Genomic DNA, 17,171 nt, shown 5'->3' on the forward strand with positions numbered 1-17,171 from the left:
TCGGCGCCACCGGTCAGGTCTGGGCCTGGGACAAAGGGGGCAGGAAGTGGATCATGCCTCAATTGGGAGGGGTGGTCGTCGAAGATGACTGTTTTATCGGATCCAATGTGTCGCTCGTCAGGGGGGCCCTGCAGGATACCATACTGGAGAGAGGCTGCAGGATTGCCCACGGGTCGATGATCGGGCACAACTGTCATTTCGGGAGGGAAACGTTTGTTTCCAATGGCGTAGCGATTGCCGGCGCTGTGACGACTGGAAAATATTGCTTTCTGGGGTCCGGATCACGATACCGCCCCGGCATCCGCCTGGGGGACAATGTCACCGTGGGGGTGGGTGCGGTTGTCATCGAGAGTTTTCCCGATGAAGGCGCCGTTCTTGCCGGGGTACCCGCAAAGATCATAAAGAGAGCCCACTTGGGCGAAAAGCTTACAGGGTTTCCCGTCAAGCCCAATGCCATCCGATGAGGAAACCGCTGTTCTCCCATGCCCCCTATCTCTGTGCCGGGGAAGGAAACCAAGGCCATTCTCTTTCCGATTTGCGAATTCCCGGAGCCCCGATACCTTTTCGGCGGTAATGTGGATGGAAAGTTTATGGCCAATAGCTGGATTGAACAGGAAAAACAGAGCAGGACGGGGAGTTTGAAGTGGAGATTGCGGGGCGCGTAAAAGAATTTCCTCCTTGGCCTTTTTTTTCGCCGGATGAAGTGGAGGCTGTGACGCGTGTTCTCCAATCCGGGCGGGTCAATTATTGGACCGGAGAGGAGGGGCGGCGTTTTGAGCGGGAGTTTGCCGATTGGGTCGGAGTGTCCCATGCCGTGGCCATGGCGAACGGAACCGTTGCCCTGGAAGCGGCCTTGTACGCCCTGGGTATCGGTCCGGGTGACGAAGTCATCGTGACGCCGCGGACCTTCATTGCGTCGGCGAGCTGCGTGGTGATGCGGGGCGCGAAACCCGTCTTTGCCGACGTGGACAGGAACAGCCAGAACATTTCGGTGGAGTCGATCCGGAAGGTTTTGTCTCCAAGGACAAAGGCCATTGTCGCTGTCCATCTTGCCGGATGGCCCTGTGAGATGGACGGGATTCTGGATGTGGCCCTCCAGCATGGTCTCAAGGTGGTTGAAGATTGCGCCCAGGCCCATGGAGCAAAATACAGGGGAAAAGCGGTGGGTTCATTCGGCCATGCTTCGGCGTTCTCTTTTTGTCAGGATAAGATCATGACAACCGGCGGCGAAGGGGGGATGCTCCTCACCGATGACGGCGATCTCTGGGCCAGGGTTTGGTCCTACAAGGATCACGGCAAGAACTACGAAAGCGTTTATCAAAAGGAACACCCACCGGGATTCCGCTGGCTTCACGACAGCTTCGGAACCAACTGGCGCATGACGGAGATGCAGGCGGCCATCGGGCGTGTTCAGCTGGAGAAATTAATGCACTGGGTCCGGATTCGCCGCAGCAATGCAGCGATTCTGACCAGCCGGTTTGAAAAACTGGATGCCCTGCGACTGACGATCCCGCCTGCGGAAATTTTTCATTCCTATTATAAATTCTACGTGTTTGTCCGTCCGGAGCGTTTGAAGACAGGGTGGAATCGAGACCGGGTCATGAATCGGATTGCTGCAGAGGGCGTTCCCTGCTTCAGCGGGAGCTGCGGTGAGATTTACCGGGAGAAGGCCTTCAGTCGGAGCGGTTTCAAGCAGCACGATCGGCTGCCCGTCGCCAGGGAACTTGGGGATACGAGTCTCATGTTTCTCGTTCATCCCGGCCTTTCTCCGGAGGATATGACCATGGTTGCGGACGTCGTGGAAAAAGTTATGGAGGAAGCCAGTCAATGATTCCTCAAAGTCCCAGGAGACCAGATGGTCATGAGCAGGGGGAATCACCGCTTATGCGGAGGCTTGCCGGTGGCGTGATGGCCCCGACGTCACAGAAACGCTTCCTCTTCTTTCTTCTCTTCGATGTGATCCTGTTCACCCTGGCCCTGTACCTCGCCTTTCTTTTCCAGTTCGATTTCTCGGCCACCATCAACTATCCGGTCCTGGTCGGGGAGGTCCTTCCCTTTTTTGTTGCCGTTAAGCTGGTCTTCCTCTTCATGTTCCGGGTTTACGGGATCACGTGGCGCTACGTGGGAATGGGGGATCTGGTCAACCTTACGATGGCGCTGGTTCTGGCGGAGCTGCTGCTGGCGGTCTTGAGTCTGCCCCCTGTCCTTCCCTCCGAGCTGGCGATCAACAGCCTTCCGAAACGGATCATTTTTCTGGACGGTCTGATTTCCCTGCTTCTGCTGATGGGATTAAGAATTTCCAAGCGGTTCTACCTGGAAATTCTCAGCCGCCAGGGCCGTGTCTCTCAGGGAAAAACGACCCTGATTGTGGGTGCGGGAAATACGGGCGAGATGATCCTTCGGGATATGATGCGCCTGCGCTTTGCCGATTTCTACCCGATCGGTTTCCTGGATGACAGCCCTCACCTGGCGGGGCGGTACATCCATGGCGTGCGGGTCCTCGGGGGGACGGAGCTGATGGCGGACATGATCAATCGCCACTCGGTGGATGCCGTGATCATTGCCATTACATCGCTGAATCACAAAAAGCTCACTATGCTCTACGAAACCGCCTGCAGGGCCGGAGTCAAAACCATCAAGGTCGTTCCCAGGATCTACTCGTTTGATCAGCCGGAGATCAACCTGAAGGCCCTGGAGGATATCCGCATCGAAGACCTGATGGGAAGGCAGGCGGTGACCGTCGATTTCCGGGAGATCGGGCAGTTTCTGCAGAACCGGTCGGTGCTGGTGACGGGGGCCGGCGGTTCCATCGGTTCGGAGATCGTGAGGCAGGTGTGTGCTTTTCGGCCCCGCAAGATCATTCTTTTTGACATTGACGAAACGGAGCTCCACAACCTGGCCCTGACGCTGAACAGGCTCTTCCCAACCTTGCAGGAAGCGATTCACTTCATAACCGGGGATGTGAGGGATGCACTCCGTCTCCGGGAGGTCTTTGCGGAGCTCCGGCCTGAGATCGTTTTCCATGCGGCGGCGTATAAACATGTGCCGATGATGGAGTACAATCCCAAAGAGGCCGTCAAGGTGAACATCTTCGGGACCTGGAACCTGGTCAGAACAGCCGTCCAATACGGGGTGTTGAAATTTGTCATGATCTCGACGGATAAGGCTGTCAGGCCCACAAGTGTCATGGGGGCCACAAAGCGCATGGCTGAGTATCTGTGCCGGGCCTGTGACGGCCTGGGGGATGGGCCGACGCACTTCGTTTCCGTGCGTTTCGGCAATGTCCTGGGAAGCCGGGGCAGTGTTCTTCCCCTTTTTCTGGATCAGCTGAAGCACGGACAATCCCTTACAGTGACCCATCGGGACATGAAGCGCTACTTCATGACCATTCCCGAGGCGGTCACCCTGGTGCTTCAGGCTTCGGTAATCGGCCGCGGCGGTGAGGTGCTCGTGCTGGATATGGGCGAGCCGGCGAAAATCATGGATCTTGCGGAGCGGCTCATCCGGATTCACGGCCTGGAGCCCTATCGGGACATTGACATCAAGGTAACGGGCCTGCGCCCCGGGGAGAAACTCTTTGAAGAAATTCTCACGGCGGAGGAGGGAACCGAAGCCAGCCGCCATGAAAAGATCTTTGTGGCCCGCAACGAAGAAAAATATTCCCGGGAGGAAATCGAAAAAATTCTGGGGGAATTCCGCGATGCGGTGGAGAAACCGGGATTATATGATGATGGCGGCGTCCGGAAACTGCTTCGGAGTTATGTCAAGCATTATGACGAGCACGGAAGAGCCTGAAGCCGTTTCGAAGGCCGTGGGAAAAGCTATCTGCACCGGAAATCCGGCCAAATAGTGCTTGCATAAAATGCATCGGGTATGTATTTGTCGCTTTCAAGTTTCTCTCTTATCTTCAGGCTGCAGCCGCGCTCCTGTTTTTCAGCCTCATACGATTTCAAGGTGAAAGGCTGGCGGCTGCGCTTCCCATAATCATGCCGTCCATGACAAGATATACACCAATGGGCCGATCGTCGGTCCATGACATGAGGTGCTGCTGAACAGTGATTGCAAAGGTACCTATCGAAGAAAGATGCTGAGGGCAACAGGAGAGTCATGATGACTGAACCGGCACCGAACTTGAGGTGTTCGACGTCTGCGGGTGAGGAAGAGGTGATCCATCTGTTGGATTTATGGCGGGTGATCTGGAAACGGCGGAAGTTTATCGCGCTGCTGGCGGTTTCCGTGGTCGTTGCTACAATAGGTGCGTCGCTCTTTATGGACAACATCTATCAGGCCAGGGCCGTTATCATACCGATCACCGCTAAAGACAGTGGAGGGGGCGGAGCGCTGTCCGCCCTGGCCTCGCAGTTCGGCGGTGTGGCGGGCGTCTCCCTGCCCGGATCGTCTTCCTCTTCGGAGATCATCAGTCTCCTGAATTCCAATATCCTGCGGGAGAAGGTTGTTGATCGGCATCGTTTGATGCCCGTTCTCTTTTATGAACGGTGGGACAGCCGGAAAGGGCAATGGAAACGCGATGAAGGCATCAGCCTGAACCCTTTGAAATGGCTGATGAGCCTTGTAAAGGCCGCTGGCACATCCGATCCGAAAGGCGCCGGCGGGACGGAAGAGGAGGGGGTTCCGAAGATGTGGGATGCCCTGCGCCTTTTGAAGGAGATCGTCCAGGTTAACAGCAGCGCCAAGGATAACACGATCGTTTTGACGGTGGAAAACAGAGATCCGGAACTGGCGGCGAAACTCGCGACATACTTTCTTGACACGCTGACGGAGCACATGAGCTCCGAGGCGAAGCGTGTGGCTCTGATCAACAGGAACTATCTGGAGCAGCAGCTGCAGGCGACGGCGGATCCTCTCATCCGGCAGAAAATCTACAACCTCATCGCCCAGCAGCTAGAAACAGCCATGATGGCGGAAGTCAAAGAGAATTTTGCCTTCAAGGTGATCGACCCGCCTAAAATACCAGACAGGAAAGTCAAACCGAAACGGGCGCTCATGGCGGTGCTTTCCCTTGCCGCCGCCCTTTTTATGGGCGTTTTTATCGCTTTTTTTTTGGAATATCTAAAAAGAGCTCAAAAGAGAGGTCGAGGGGAGAACGTGGACGCAGGAAGGGGGGAAGGGTCATGAAGGGAAGGTTCATCTTTGTTATCTGGTCGATTTTTCTCATGCTTTCTGCAGGGATTGGACATTCCTTGACCGTGGATGAAATCTGCCAGCAGAAAAATCTCACCCCCGAGCAGTGCCAGCAACTGAAGGCTAGATTGTCGGCGTCGGGTGGACAGGTTGCTGCCGACCCGACGGATACGGGGGTGACAGGTCAGGAATTGGATTATTCCGTGAGGCCCATGGAAAACCAGCAGAGAAAAGATCTTTTTGAAAGGGGAGCCACCTCCTCGCCATGGAACAAACCAGATTCACCTGCTTCCCGGATTCCTCAAAACACTTTGAGCAGTGAAGAAACAAATGCAAACTCCATGTTTGAACGCCTTCGACAGGAGGGGAAGTACCAGGATATTTCAACGAATCTTCGTCCCTTCGGTTACGAGTTCTTCCAGGAAACCTCCGTGCAGGTGTTTTCGGGCCGGAAGGATATCCCTGTCCCCATGAATTACGTCGTCGGTCCGGGAGATGAAGTCCGGATCATGCTGTGGGGGCGCGTCAACAGCCAGTACAACCTGGTCGTGGATCGGGACGGGAGAATCACCATCCCTCAGATTGGCCCTGTTTCCGTTGCCGGGATGACCTTTGAGCAGATGTCCAGGCAGATCATCGGCATGACGGAGCAGATGGTCGGTGCCAATATCGACATTGCCATGGGGGCCCTCAAGACCACGCCAATCTTCGTTCTTGGCGATGTGCGGCGGCCCGGTTCCTACACCGTCGGGTCCTTTGCCACGATTACCGATGCCCTCCTTCTTTCCGGGGGACCCAGCGATATCGGATCCATGCGGAATGTGCAGCTCAAGCGGAACGGACGCCTGGTGGCAACCTTCGATCTCTACAGTCTTCTCCTGAAAGGGGACAGGTCCAGGGATCTTATCCTTCAGGCGGGTGACGTCGTCTTTGTCCCGGTAACCGGCCCTCAGGTGGGCATTGCCGGCAATGTGAAGCGGCCTGCCATCTATGAGTTGAAGGACCGTTATGACCTGGATGGGCTCTTCGAACTGGCGGGGGGCATTCTGCCCACGGCGGATACCCAGCAGATTCAGATGTCGCGCATTCAAAAGAACGAACGGCACATCGTGGTTGATGTCGATGATAAAAGTCTGAAAGGTTCTCGAAAAGTGAAGCTCCAGGACGGGGATCTTGTCAAGGTCTTCAGCATTGTGGATCGGGACCGGAATGCCGTTTACCTGGAAGGGAATGTGAAACGTCCGGGGAAATACCAGTACAAGGCCGGTATGCGCGCTGGCGATCTCATCAAGAGTTCTTCAGATCTGCTGGATGAATCCTTCATGGACTACGCGCTCATCAAACGGATTGTACCGCCCGACCGGAAGGAGGCACTGATTCCTTTCAACCTCGGGAAAATGCTCATGCGTCATGATCCCGTCCATAATGTGGAACTGCGACCGGAGGATCGCATTTACGTTTTTTCCCGCTGGCTTTTTATGGATAAGCCCTATGTCACCGTGGAGGGTGAAATCAGGGGGGTCATGGTCTTTCCGGGTGATTCGGCCGGTATGGCCCCTGAAGGAGAGAAAAATCAGCTCCCATATAGTGGAAGTTATCAATCCAATCTTTTCAGAAGCGGTTGGAGCAGTGCCGGTATGGCGGTCCAGGCACCGGTCCTTCAGGAGGCCGGAGCAACCGATCAGCTGAAGACGACAGCAACGGCTTGTGAGGTCCGCAAGGACAATGTCGATCTGGCGCTCTTACAATTTACAACTGTCGAGAATGAGCTGAAGGCGGGTCAGAATGAGCAGATTCAGAGTTCAAGGGTGCAGGTCCCTCCGGGCGGAGAAGAGCAGATGCAAGCGGGAAGGGACCTATCCCTGCAGAAGAACAGGCCGCAGTTGAGTGACCATGATGCCTATGCCCTGCTCGAAAAAATTCGGCTGATCAAGGAAACGTTGAGCCAGAATCAGCGGACGGCAACCCAGGAAATCCTGGGGCTTCAGGAGGAGTTGAAGAGAAGGAATCTTTATGGCCTCGCCGATCGGGTCAGGGAAGCCGCCGAGACGTTAAGGACGGAGTGCAGAGTCCCGATGAGCGAAAAGATGAGGGTTCGTGACGCGATCCTGAAGGCTGGCGGTCCGACCCTGGAAGCTTATCCGGATCGTGGTGAAATTATCCGGATTGAAGAGGGGCGCGTTTACAGGACGCTGTATTTTAATGTGGCAAGGGCAATGGCCAATGATCCCCTTGAAAATCTGGCCCTTCAAAACCGGGACAGAGTCGTTCTTCACTCCGTCTGGGAACACGTGGAAGAAAAAAGCGTTTCCATTGAAGGCGAGGTCAAGAAACCGGGGACCTATCTTTACACCGATGAAATGACGGTGCGGGACCTTGTCTTTCGCGCCGGCCAATTGATGGAGTCGGCTTACCTGGATGAAGCCGAATTGTCCACCATCGTTATCGATGGGGGTAAAAGAGCCCGATTGGAAAAGAGACCCATCAGCCTGAGAAGGGCCCTGGCCGGGGATCCACAATACAACATCCCGTTGAAAAATCGCGATCGGCTCTTTGTAAAGCGTATCTCCGACTGGAATGTGGAGCGCTACGTGACCCTTTCCGGTGAATTCCGCTTTCCCGGGCGATACATCGTCAGCAAGGGTGAAAGGCTGTCCTCTCTCATTGAGAGGGCAGGAGGTTTTACCGATAAGGCCTATCTCCGCGGGGCGTTTTTCACGCGGGATCGAGTCCGGGAGCTTCAACAGAAGGGGCTTCAGGATTTGACGTCGCGCCTGGAACGGGATCTGCTGACGGGAGGATCGAAAGAAGTCGCCACGGCCCTTTCAACCGCGGAAGTTCAGGCAAAACAGGCTGAATTTGAGCAGAAGCGCAAGTTTGTCCATTCTCTGAAAGAGCTGAAGGCGACGGGGCGGATGACAATCCGCGCTGATCTGATGCAGCTGCAGGGAAGTGAGTATGACATTGAACTTGAGGACGGGGACAGCCTCTTCATCCCCGAGGTCAACAAAGTGGTGACGGTTGTCGGCTCGGTAATGACGAACGGAAGCTTCGTCTATGAAAGCAGAAATGGTTACGAGGATTACATCGCCATGACAGGGGGATACTCACAATATGCCGACAAGAAAAATGTCTATGTCCTGAAGGTGGATGGAAGCGCCCGGAAGGTGGACAGCGGCTTCCTGTACTGGAACGACATGAAATCACGCTGGCAGCATGGCAACGTCGGGGGGATTGAGCCTGGAGACCAGATCGTGGTGCCGGAGCAGACCGAGCGGATTGCCTGGCTGCGGGAATTTCGCGACATAACGGCCATTCTCATGCAGCTGGCCGTCACGGCCGGGGTTGTCGTCAAGGTCTTCTAGGGAGCGTAAACAAGCTATTCTGGCCGGACGAGCGGTCAGGAATTGAGAGAGCAGATAACATGTCCAATCACAAAACATTTCCAATGGGCACGGCGATTGTCCTGTTCGCACTGTTGCTCACAGTGATATCGTCTTCCCCTGTTTGCGCCGCCTCTTCGGTCAATGTTTCGCTGGAGCGCGATCTCTATTCCGATATGGAATTCTGGGCGGCGGAGGGCCTCATCGAAAGCCAGTTGAATTCCTTCCGCCCCTTTGCCGGCAGCGAGGTCGGCAGCCAGATCGCTGCGGCGCTGGACAGGTGCGAGGCAAAAAAATCGGCCTCTCCAACATGCAGACGTATTGCGGGGCATTATGCAAAGCTTTTCCAGGGGGATGTCGAGGAGGCGCGTTTTCCGGACCACAGGAACAACACCTTTCTGAAGCCCGTGGAAACCTTTTCCCTTTCCTACCGGTACCTGGACGGTCCGTTCTCCGTATACAACCAGGAGGGGCTGCATTACAGCGACGGCCACAACGCGATGATCCAGTTTCAATCTCAGGCCAGACTCTGGCGCGCCTTTTCCTTTTTTGTGCAGCCCATGGTCCTGTACAATCAGAGATCCGGCTTCCACAGTCTTCAGCCGAATCCGAATCCCTCCTCTGCGCCGCCCAATGGCTGGTCCGATGACGAAAGCAGCAATTTCGACGTTCGTCTACATAAGGGATATGGAAAGCTGACTCTTTCCAATGTTGAACTGCTTGTTGGAAGAGATTCCCTCTGGTGGGGGCCTGCCTATCACGGTGCATTGCTCATGTCCAACAATGCCCATCCTTTTGACATGGTGAAATTATCCAACCCGGAGCCGGTCCTGCTGCCGTGGATTTTTTCCTACCTGGGGCCTGTCCAGTTCAACCTGATTTTTTCAGAACTCAAGGATGACCGGGAAGGAGAGCAGTTGAAAAATCCCTTTCTGTACGGCGGGCGTCTTGGCTTCAAACCTCATCCCTGTCTGGAACTCGGTGCGTCCCATCTGGTCATGTTCAGCGGTAAGGGGCGGCGTGACCTGAGCTTCAGCGATGTGTTCAACATCCTTTACGGGAACGAAAATCAAGACAACAAGAAGACGGACAGCAACCAGGAGTTTTCCGTTGACGCGGCCCTCACCATACCGAACGTCAAAAAGTATCTGCTCCTGGCTGACGGCCTGAAGTTGTACGTTGAATGGGGCGGCGAGGATACCGGGTTACCGCCGGACAGAAGGGCTTATGTCACCGGTCTGGCGCTTTACAAGCTCTTTGATCTTGAAAGGACCGCACTTCACGTAGAATATGCCAGGATGTCTCCCAGCAGTGTCCCGGGAAGTTGGTATAATCACCCGTACTATCCCATGTATTACAAAGACAGCGTATTTGGGCATCACGCCGGCAGCGACGCCGATGACCTCTTCATCGAGTGGTCTCAGGATTTTGAGAAATTCTATTACAAACTGGGTTTCGATCGGGAAAGGAGCGGCATTCAGACCAGGGACCATACGCAGACCAAAAATCAGTTTTTTGGAGAGGTGGGTTACCGGCTCAACGATCATTCAGACATCCGGCTGTCTTACGCCTATGAAAAGGTCGATCACGTCGACTATGAAGAGGATGACAGCCGGAATAACCATTTCCTTGGGATCGAGGCCTTCTTTTCTTTTTAAAGAACGAATATTCCTGCTGCCCATGCCGGTCTGGAATGCGTTAATCGACGATCTTGCCCTCTGAAATCAATTGCCGTTCAAACATCAGGATCTTTTTCCCGAGAAAGAATTCCAGGTCGCGATTGTTTCCCAGGAATCTGACCGTGACGTATTCCATCTCCTGGGCATGGACGGCCGCTGCAACGGGAGAGCTGATCCGGACGACCTTCCCATCCGTTTTGAATACCCTGCCGCCGGACTGGAGTGTCAGGGTGACATTTCCATATTCCGTGGGTGGATTCCCCCGCCGATGGCTGTACTGTATGCCGCCCAGGGAGAGATTGATCAGGTTCACTCGCTCTCCGTTGACAAGGAGGAGGAGATCACTGCTGGATGGCGGCCGCACCCGGTAGTGGGTCCGAAGGTTGATTTCCGCCGGTTCGCCCGTCTGTTTCAGAACGAAGGCAGGTACGACGTTTGATGAAGAGAGGGGATAGGCCTCCTGGTATTCCACGATGGTGGCAGGGATCCCCATTCGGATGGCCGGCCTGCTTTCCGGGGCTCCGACCTTGAGAAGATAGCTGGCGTTGACGCGAACGCCGATATGCCTTCGATAGAGGGGAGGGGATGTCTGGGAGATGATGATCCGCTGGTCCTGAACGTCATAGACCATCGCTTTTCTCGCGACAACCTGCTCCTTGTATATATCACTTTCCAGAACGACATCGAGCTGGGATCCTGCCCTCACGCTTCCAATCCTTTTCCCGCCTTTATCCCAATCCGCCGCTATCCAGCATGCCTTGACGGCTCGCGCTGCTCAGCTGCATGCCCCAGCCTGTCCAGGCCCCTTTCAGCCGCCGCCCCTCAATCCTTTCAAATAAACGTGCAGCCCCCGTCTAGCCCAGTTTTATCGACTCGATGTATTCCACAACCTTCTGGGCAACCGTTCGGACGGTATATTCGAACTGGGCTTCGTCCTGGCTCAACAGGGTCATCCGGAAGCCGGGAAGGGAGGTAAAGAAGGACGTCAAAGGTACGACGCAGATCCCTGTCGCTCCCAGGAGATAGTAGACAAAGCGCTTGTCGAATTCGATGGGTTCGGACACCATCGTTTCAATGAACCGGCGAATGTCCGTATTTTCGATCTTGAGCTTCTGCCGACCGTTCAGAACCGCCTCATTGAAAACGACCGTGAGATAAAAGGCTCCATTGGGCTTATTGACCATGATGTAGGGAACATCCTTCAACAGCTCGTATGCCAGATTGGAAAATCGTTCGTAATGGCGGAGCCGCTGGTTCAGATATCCCTGGTATTCCGGATGCGTCATGATTTTGGGGATCGAAATCTGGGGGAGCGTGGTGGAGCAGACTTCAGACATCTTCTGATCCAGAATGGCCCCCATATAACTGGCGAAACGTTCATCCTTGTCCGCATTGTAGATTTCCATCCAGCCGCACCGGGATCCCGGCCAGGGAAATTCCTTTGAAATTCCCTTCAGGCTGACACCCGGAACATCCCCGATGATGTCCGACAGAGGGACGGTTTCCTTGCCGTTATAAACGATGTTGTGGTACGTCTCATCGACAATGAGAAAGAGGTCGTATTTTCTGGCGATCTCCACAATCTCCCGGAGGGCCTCTTCCGGATAGACGAACCCGGTGGGATTATCGGGGTTGATCACGAGGATTCCCACAATGGACCGGTAGCTTTTGACCTTCTGTTCCAGTTCCTTGATGTCCGGATGCCAGTGCTGGTAGGGATTCATCCGGTAGGTGTTGGGCGGAAAGGATGCATGGAGCACCTCAGCCAGAAAATGGGTGGAGTAGGTGGGCTCCGGCATGATGATCCGGGCGTCAACCCGGATGGCGCTGTAGGAGCGGGCGATCGCATCACCCAGTCCGTTGAAGAAAATGATGTCTTCCGGAGTGATCTGTATTTTCCCGCGCTGATTGGTCCGCTCGGCCAGAAACCTGCGGGTTTCAAGCATGCCTTTTGTCGGCGAGTAACCGTAGGAAAGGTCGTCCTGCATGATTTCCGTGAGGGTTTGCTTCATCCATTCAGGAATCTGTTCCCCCTTCTGGATAGGATCACCGATATTTTCCCAGATGACTTCTATTCCGTATTCCTTCAGCCGGTTGGCTACGTTGACGATATTGCGGATTTCATAAACCAAGCCGGTCCCGCCTTTGGCAATATCCAGTCTCATAAACACACCTTCTCTTTCCAAGAATTCTATTAAAAATGAAAGGTTTATGGTTATTATACTTCGGAAAAAATATCCACATTTTTTTTGTGCTTTTTCCTCTGCAGTAGTTTATGATTTTATTGCACTTTTTGGTTAATTGTGTTTTATAGTCAATAAACTTCAGCCGATTTCGAGATGGACAAAGGATTCTGGATGGCACGGGCGTTGAAAAGACAAGGGGTTGTTGGGTTATGAAGGGGGATTCCTGGCTTTGGGTAGACAGCGTCGCCAAGGTGGCAGAAGCGATGGCCGATATGGACCAATCGTCGCTGATCGCCCTGGATACGGAATATGATTCCCTCCACTATTTCCGGGAGAAACTCTGCCTGGTTCAGATCCGGGCGGCAAAACGGACCTATGTCCTTGATCCTCTCAACGGAATTGACCTTTCGTTCCTTCGGCCGTATTTGGCCAACCCCCGTCTGCTCAAGATTACGCATGCCGGTGATAACGACATCCGGATTTTAAAGCGGGATTACGGCTTCGAATTCAATAACCTGTTTGATACCCAGCGTGCGGCCCATATCCTGGGCTGCCGGTATCTGGCCCTGTCGCATATCGTGGGGCATTACCTGGGCGTTGAAATCAAAAAATCAAAGGAAATGCAGCGGTCGAAATGGGAAATACGGCCCCTTTCGGAAAGTCAATTGAAGTATGCGGTTCAGGATACCATTTTTCTGGCTGATCTGTACCGGCAGCTGGATGAGAAACTTTGCCGGCAGGGCATGAGGGATCAGGCCCAGAAGGCGTTTGACGGGATGACGGCCGTCAGTTGGCGGGAAAAGACCCTTGATATGCTTGGACATCGGAAAATCAAAGGGTTTGACACCCTGACGAAGGGGCAGCAGGAACGCTTGAAAAGGCTTTACCGTTGGCGTTTTAAAAAGGCAAAACAGACCAATCGGGCGATGTTCCTGATTCTGTCCGACCAGGAGATCCTATCCCTGAGCAGAGCCGACTGGCAATCCGGGGAGGAACTGCAGTCCGCCAATCTTCTGCCTTCGGACAAGGCCAGTCTTTATGGCAGCGAACTGGGAAAAACTCTTTACGCCGACGGCTGACGCCGGTTTGTCTTTTCGGAAGGCAGCACGAGGGAACGAAGTCGCGTCGCCACGGCATACAGGTGCCAGGGCCGCTGGAAGCAGTGCCGATGAGTCCATGGGGATGATGCGGAGCGGAATGAAACGACACACTGAAACCTGACTCCAGGGAAAAAGATGCGCAAGCGGGTAAAAGCACGGGATCTGAAGGTCGGGATGCACGTCATTCTCGATATGCCCTGGCATCAGCATCCTTTTTTCAGAAACTCCTTTGTCCTTTCTTCCGAAGGGGATATCCTGCGCATTCTTAACGCGGGCATTGACGAAGTTGTCGTGGATATGGCTTTGTGTGAGGTGCAACCGCCCGCTCCAGTCGCAGCGGAGGAGCCTGAGTTCCCTGAACATCCGGAAAAGGTCGTATCCGGCCAGCCGGCCTGGAATGACGGACCCCTGATCCCTGCCGAACTGAAGGAGGCGATCGGCAATTCCCGGATTTCCCCCCGGGAAAAGGCCGGCATTGTGCGAAAATCCTGTCTCATCCTGATGGAGCGTCTCCTGGAGAGCCCGACGGCGGAAAACATCCACACGGCAAAAGGGGCCATCTATGATGTGGTCGACCTGATGACTTCGGAAGAGGATCTGCTGCAGCATCTTCTTGAGATTACCTCCCACGACTATTACACGTACACCCATTCCGTCAATGTCGGCATGCTGTCGGTTTCCCTGTGCAAGGCCGTTTTCGGCCGGTCGAGCGACCACAATATGCGTGAGCTCGGTGCGGCCTTTTTTCTTCACGACCTCGGCAAGGTCCGCATCGACTCCAGCTACATCAACAAACCGGGCAAACTGACGGACGAGGAGATGCGGCAGATGATGAACCACCCGGTTTATGGGTTTGATATTCTCAATGAAGCGCATGAACTGAGCGAGGAATGCAAGCTCGTGGTCCTGGAGCATCATGAGCGGGCTGACGGGAGCGGGTATCCGGCGGCACTGCGGGAGGACAAGATCCATGTTTACGCGCGGATCTGCTCCATTGCCGACGTGTACGACGCTCTGACCTCGGGGCGTTCCTACAAGAAGCCCATCGCACCTTTTCCTGCGCTGAAAGTGATGAAGGAGGAGATGCTCGGCCATTTTCAACCCGAACTGTTTGAAAAATTCGTCCGGATGTTCTGCTGAACGAACAGGGGACTAAAACCGGGAAACAGCTCCCCATCGCCTCCTGCCGTTCGTCTTGCCCCTTGTTCCGGGCGCCTTGAAATCCGGCCTAACCGGGGGATGAGACATCGTCGGATCCCCTTGATGGACGGCGACCGATGGCAAACCAGGGCGTCAATGGGAGAGCAAGAGGTTTCGGGGTGTCCCCCTCGTAGAAGATCTGTTCCAGAAAAAGGCCGGAGGGCGGCGCCGTCAAACGGGCCGGTTCATCCGATGGGCTTTGCAGCATCTGCCGGACATCCTGGAGGGAAAGATTCCCCCGCCCCACCTCCACCAGAACGCCAACCATCCGACGGACCATTTTCCAGAGAAAATGGGAACCGGTCACCCGGAAGAAGACGAGGTCTCCCAGCGCCTGCAGCTCCAGGGCATGGATTTTGACCTGCGTGGACGTCTGCCGGTCGAGACGCTTGTCGGCAAAGGATGCGAAATCCTGGAATCCGGTAAAAAGTTGGCTTGTGGCCTGCATCTTCTTCAGGTCCAGATGATCCCGGATCCACCAGACGTAGCGCTTTCCGAAGGCGGTGCGATGACCGGAAAGAACGTAAAGGTAGCTCCGGAGTTGGGCGGAGTGCCGGGCATGGAAAAGGGGGCCGGCCTCCTCAACCTGCAGGATGTTGATGCTGGAAGGAAGGGCGTCGTTGAGATTTTCCAGGAGCTTCCTTGGAGGCATTTTCCGGGCGGTTTCCAGATGAGCGACCTGGGCGAGAGCATGAACACCGGCGTCCGTTCGGCCTGCACCCTGTATGTCGACGCGGGTTCCGAGGATCTTTTCGGCAGCGCGAATTAAGGTTTCCTGGATGCTCCGCGCATTTTTCTGCATCTGCCAGCCGCTGTATCCCGTTCCGTCATATTCCAGAACCAGCTTGTATTTTGCCGGGGTTGTTCCCCTGCCGTTCCGTTCTGCCGATGATTTTCCCTTCCGCAACGTCTTTTCTCTTTCCGCCGGACGGGAAGATCCCCCGGCCGCCTTTTTCCGGCTTCCCCAAATCCCTTTTCAAAGCCGATGTCGATTCTCTGAAAAGGCCCCGGCTATCACTCGCCTGTAAAAACACTCAGCGTTTTGAAAAATAGATTTCCCCGATCTCTCCCTCTGCGCGGCTTCTCGTGTCCTGAGAATCAATGTACAGGCCGATCCCCCGGGTCAGTCCCATGGGTTTTTCTGCCGCGATGTCCCTGAAAAGGTGTTGGTAATCTTCATAGATATTGCGTTTTTCTGTATACCACGTACCCAGCGCGTCGGTTCCATTGCGGCTTACGATATAGCGAACCTTGTCTGCGCCGAACTTGGGACTTTTGCCCATCCAGCCCTTCGGGGCTTCATTGTCCCAGATATAGCCGATAACGGGTGTTGTGAGTTTTGCCGGAAATCCCAGGGGCTGAAAAGCGATGTAAAGTTGAAGGGCCTGGTCATCTCGGCTGCCTTGCCGGACGTCACCGCCTTTCGGGAGCCGCTTTGCCCTCCAGCGCCAGGTCAGGTAGGGGTATTGGCGGATATCAACCTGAACTTCCTTCTTAATGCCGAATGAGGAATGTCCTTCGCTGACGAGATGAAGAAAGACCGCATCCCCGTTCTTCCTGAGACCGAGGGCCGGGCGCCCGGCTGTTTTGTCGAGAATCCACCCGGGAGGCACGCCTGGTTTCACCGGAAGGCCGGTGAAGCGGGCGGCAGCGATATACCCTGTTTTTTCCGACCTGACCGGATCCGATCCGGTGAGGACAAACACCATGGCAACAAGCAGGCAGAGAATGCCCGTGGTTTTTTTGAATTTCAATAAGAACTTCCTGTCTGCAAAGAAGGTGGAACCATCTCTTACGATGGACCGAGTGTCTTCTTGAAAAGTCGCCTGCGGCCGACCGGGGCTGAACCGGCTCAGGAGACGGATGATTTTCCTGAATACTGTTCCATGATTTCTGTGCGGGTCAGGACCGCATCGACCCGGGGAACAAGGGCTTCGATGTTGGCGCGGCCTCCTTCCTCGCGGTCAATCAGGGCAATGACCCGCTCGACGACCAGTCCGGCCTCGCGGGCGCGCTCGATGGCGGTGATGGTGGAGCCCCCCGTCGTGATCACGTCGTCGAGAATGACAACCCGTTCTCCCTCTTGAACATCCCCTTCCAGGGCGCTCTTCGTCCCGTGCCCCTTGGCATCCTTGCGGACGATGAAGGCCTTGATGGGCTTTCCCCTCTGGTGGGAAATGACGGCCAGGGCGGCGGCCAGGGGATCGGCTCCCAGGGTCAGCCCTCCGGCAGCGGTGACCTTCGCATCAGTCAGCATATCCGCCAGCAGACTGCCGATGAGGTTCATGCCCTCCGGGTTGAGCGTCGTGGGTTTGCAGTTGAAGTAATACGCGCTCTTTCTCCCGGAGGCCAGGGTAAAGGGGGGATCGTCGCTGTACTTGAAAGATTTTTCCAGAATGATTTCAATGAGGCGCTGTTTTCTGGCTTCCGGTGTGCTCATGTCTTCCTCTCCCGGCAGATTTGTGCCGTGTTGTCCTTGGT

Annotated in this window: 13 protein-coding genes; 8 read left to right on the plus strand and 5 right to left on the minus strand. The window is 55.0% G+C overall.

Annotation, left to right across the window (positions count from 1 at the left end):
• From AB3175_RS12075 to AB3175_RS12100, 6 genes are all read left to right on the plus strand, one after another.
• On the plus strand, positions 1-464 hold a 464-nt coding region (locus tag AB3175_RS12075; RefSeq protein ID WP_367361195.1), incomplete at its 5' end, for a DapH/DapD/GlmU-related protein.
• A gap of 179 nt (positions 465-643) precedes the next feature.
• Positions 644-1,831 (plus strand): DegT/DnrJ/EryC1/StrS family aminotransferase, encoded by a 1,188-nt coding sequence (locus tag AB3175_RS12080; protein ID WP_367361196.1) that lies wholly within the window; start codon positions 644-646, stop codon positions 1,829-1,831.
• Positions 1,832-1,884: 53 nt separating this feature from the next.
• Positions 1,885-3,795: a polysaccharide biosynthesis protein gene (locus AB3175_RS12085; protein WP_367361197.1), complete on the plus strand. Its 1,911-nt coding sequence runs from the start codon at positions 1,885-1,887 to the stop codon at positions 3,793-3,795.
• Between the two features lie 312 nt (positions 3,796-4,107).
• Entirely contained in the window at positions 4,108-5,136 is a 1,029-nt protein-coding gene (locus AB3175_RS12090; protein WP_367361198.1) for a Wzz/FepE/Etk N-terminal domain-containing protein, read from the plus strand.
• On the plus strand, positions 5,133-8,507 hold the full coding sequence (locus AB3175_RS12095) for an SLBB domain-containing protein (protein WP_367361199.1): 3,375 nt from the start codon (positions 5,133-5,135) through the stop codon (positions 8,505-8,507). The genes AB3175_RS12090 and AB3175_RS12095 overlap by 4 nt, the downstream gene beginning before the upstream one ends.
• A gap of 59 nt (positions 8,508-8,566) precedes the next feature.
• Complete coding sequence (locus AB3175_RS12100) at positions 8,567-10,183, plus strand: capsule assembly Wzi family protein (protein ID WP_367361200.1); 1,617 nt, start codon at positions 8,567-8,569, stop codon at positions 10,181-10,183.
• Positions 10,184-10,223: 40 nt separating this feature from the next.
• On the opposite strand, the gene AB3175_RS12105 is transcribed toward AB3175_RS12100, so the two are convergent.
• Together AB3175_RS12105 and AB3175_RS12110 are read right to left on the minus strand one after the other, a co-directional pair.
• Positions 10,224-10,910, minus strand: a complete 687-nt coding sequence (locus AB3175_RS12105; protein ID WP_367361201.1) for a PilZ domain-containing protein — start codon at positions 10,908-10,910, stop codon at positions 10,224-10,226.
• Positions 10,911-11,058: 148 nt separating this feature from the next.
• Positions 11,059-12,369 carry a pyridoxal phosphate-dependent aminotransferase gene (locus tag AB3175_RS12110; RefSeq protein ID WP_367361202.1) on the minus strand — a complete coding sequence of 437 codons (1,311 nt, stop codon included), beginning with the start codon at positions 12,367-12,369 and terminating at the stop codon, positions 11,059-11,061.
• A 230-nt stretch (positions 12,370-12,599) separates the two neighbouring features.
• Here AB3175_RS12110 and AB3175_RS12115 point away from each other — a divergent pair, with 230 nt between their 5' ends.
• Positions 12,600-13,469: a ribonuclease D gene (locus tag AB3175_RS12115; protein ID WP_367361203.1), complete on the plus strand. Its 870-nt coding sequence runs from the start codon at positions 12,600-12,602 to the stop codon at positions 13,467-13,469.
• Between the two features lie 156 nt (positions 13,470-13,625).
• Positions 13,626-14,630, plus strand: a complete 1,005-nt coding sequence (locus AB3175_RS12120) for an HD-GYP domain-containing protein (protein ID WP_367361204.1) — start codon at positions 13,626-13,628, stop codon at positions 14,628-14,630.
• 88 nt (positions 14,631-14,718) lie between these two features.
• Here AB3175_RS12120 and truA read toward each other — a convergent pair whose 3' ends face one another.
• The 3 genes from truA to pyrE all read right to left on the minus strand — a co-directional run bounded on the left by truA (position 14,719) and on the right by pyrE (position 17,130).
• A complete protein-coding gene (gene truA, locus AB3175_RS12125) occupies positions 14,719-15,597 on the minus strand; it encodes a tRNA pseudouridine(38-40) synthase TruA (protein WP_367361205.1) in 879 nt (292 codons plus the stop codon).
• A gap of 127 nt (positions 15,598-15,724) precedes the next feature.
• A complete protein-coding gene (locus AB3175_RS12130; protein ID WP_367361206.1) occupies positions 15,725-16,444 on the minus strand; it encodes a DUF3047 domain-containing protein in 720 nt (239 codons plus the stop codon).
• 98 nt (positions 16,445-16,542) lie between these two features.
• Positions 16,543-17,130, minus strand: a complete 588-nt coding sequence (gene pyrE, locus AB3175_RS12135) for an orotate phosphoribosyltransferase (RefSeq protein ID WP_367361207.1) — start codon at positions 17,128-17,130, stop codon at positions 16,543-16,545.
• Positions 17,131-17,171 lie beyond the last annotated feature (41 nt).

The sequence above is a fragment of the Syntrophus sp. (in: bacteria) genome, assembly GCF_040768185.1.
GTDB classification, from domain to species: domain Bacteria; phylum Desulfobacterota; class Syntrophia; order Syntrophales; family Syntrophaceae; genus Syntrophus; species Syntrophus buswellii.

Coding starts and splice junctions, on each gene's coding strand:
- AB3175_RS12115 (WP_367361203.1), top strand. CDS start 12,600: ATGAAGGGGGATTCCTGGCTTTGGGTAGACAGCGTCGCCAAGGTGGCA.
- AB3175_RS12085 (WP_367361197.1), top strand. CDS start 1,885: ATGCGGAGGCTTGCCGGTGGCGTGATGGCCCCGACGTCACAGAAACGC.
- pyrE (WP_367361207.1), bottom strand. CDS start 17,130: ATGAGCACACCGGAAGCCAGAAAACAGCGCCTCATTGAAATCATTCTG.
- AB3175_RS12100 (WP_367361200.1), top strand. CDS start 8,567: ATGTCCAATCACAAAACATTTCCAATGGGCACGGCGATTGTCCTGTTC.
- AB3175_RS12120 (WP_367361204.1), top strand. CDS start 13,626: ATGCGCAAGCGGGTAAAAGCACGGGATCTGAAGGTCGGGATGCACGTC.
- AB3175_RS12090 (WP_367361198.1), top strand. CDS start 4,108: ATGATGACTGAACCGGCACCGAACTTGAGGTGTTCGACGTCTGCGGGT.
- AB3175_RS12110 (WP_367361202.1), bottom strand. CDS start 12,369: ATGAGACTGGATATTGCCAAAGGCGGGACCGGCTTGGTTTATGAAATC.
- AB3175_RS12095 (WP_367361199.1), top strand. CDS start 5,133: ATGAAGGGAAGGTTCATCTTTGTTATCTGGTCGATTTTTCTCATGCTT.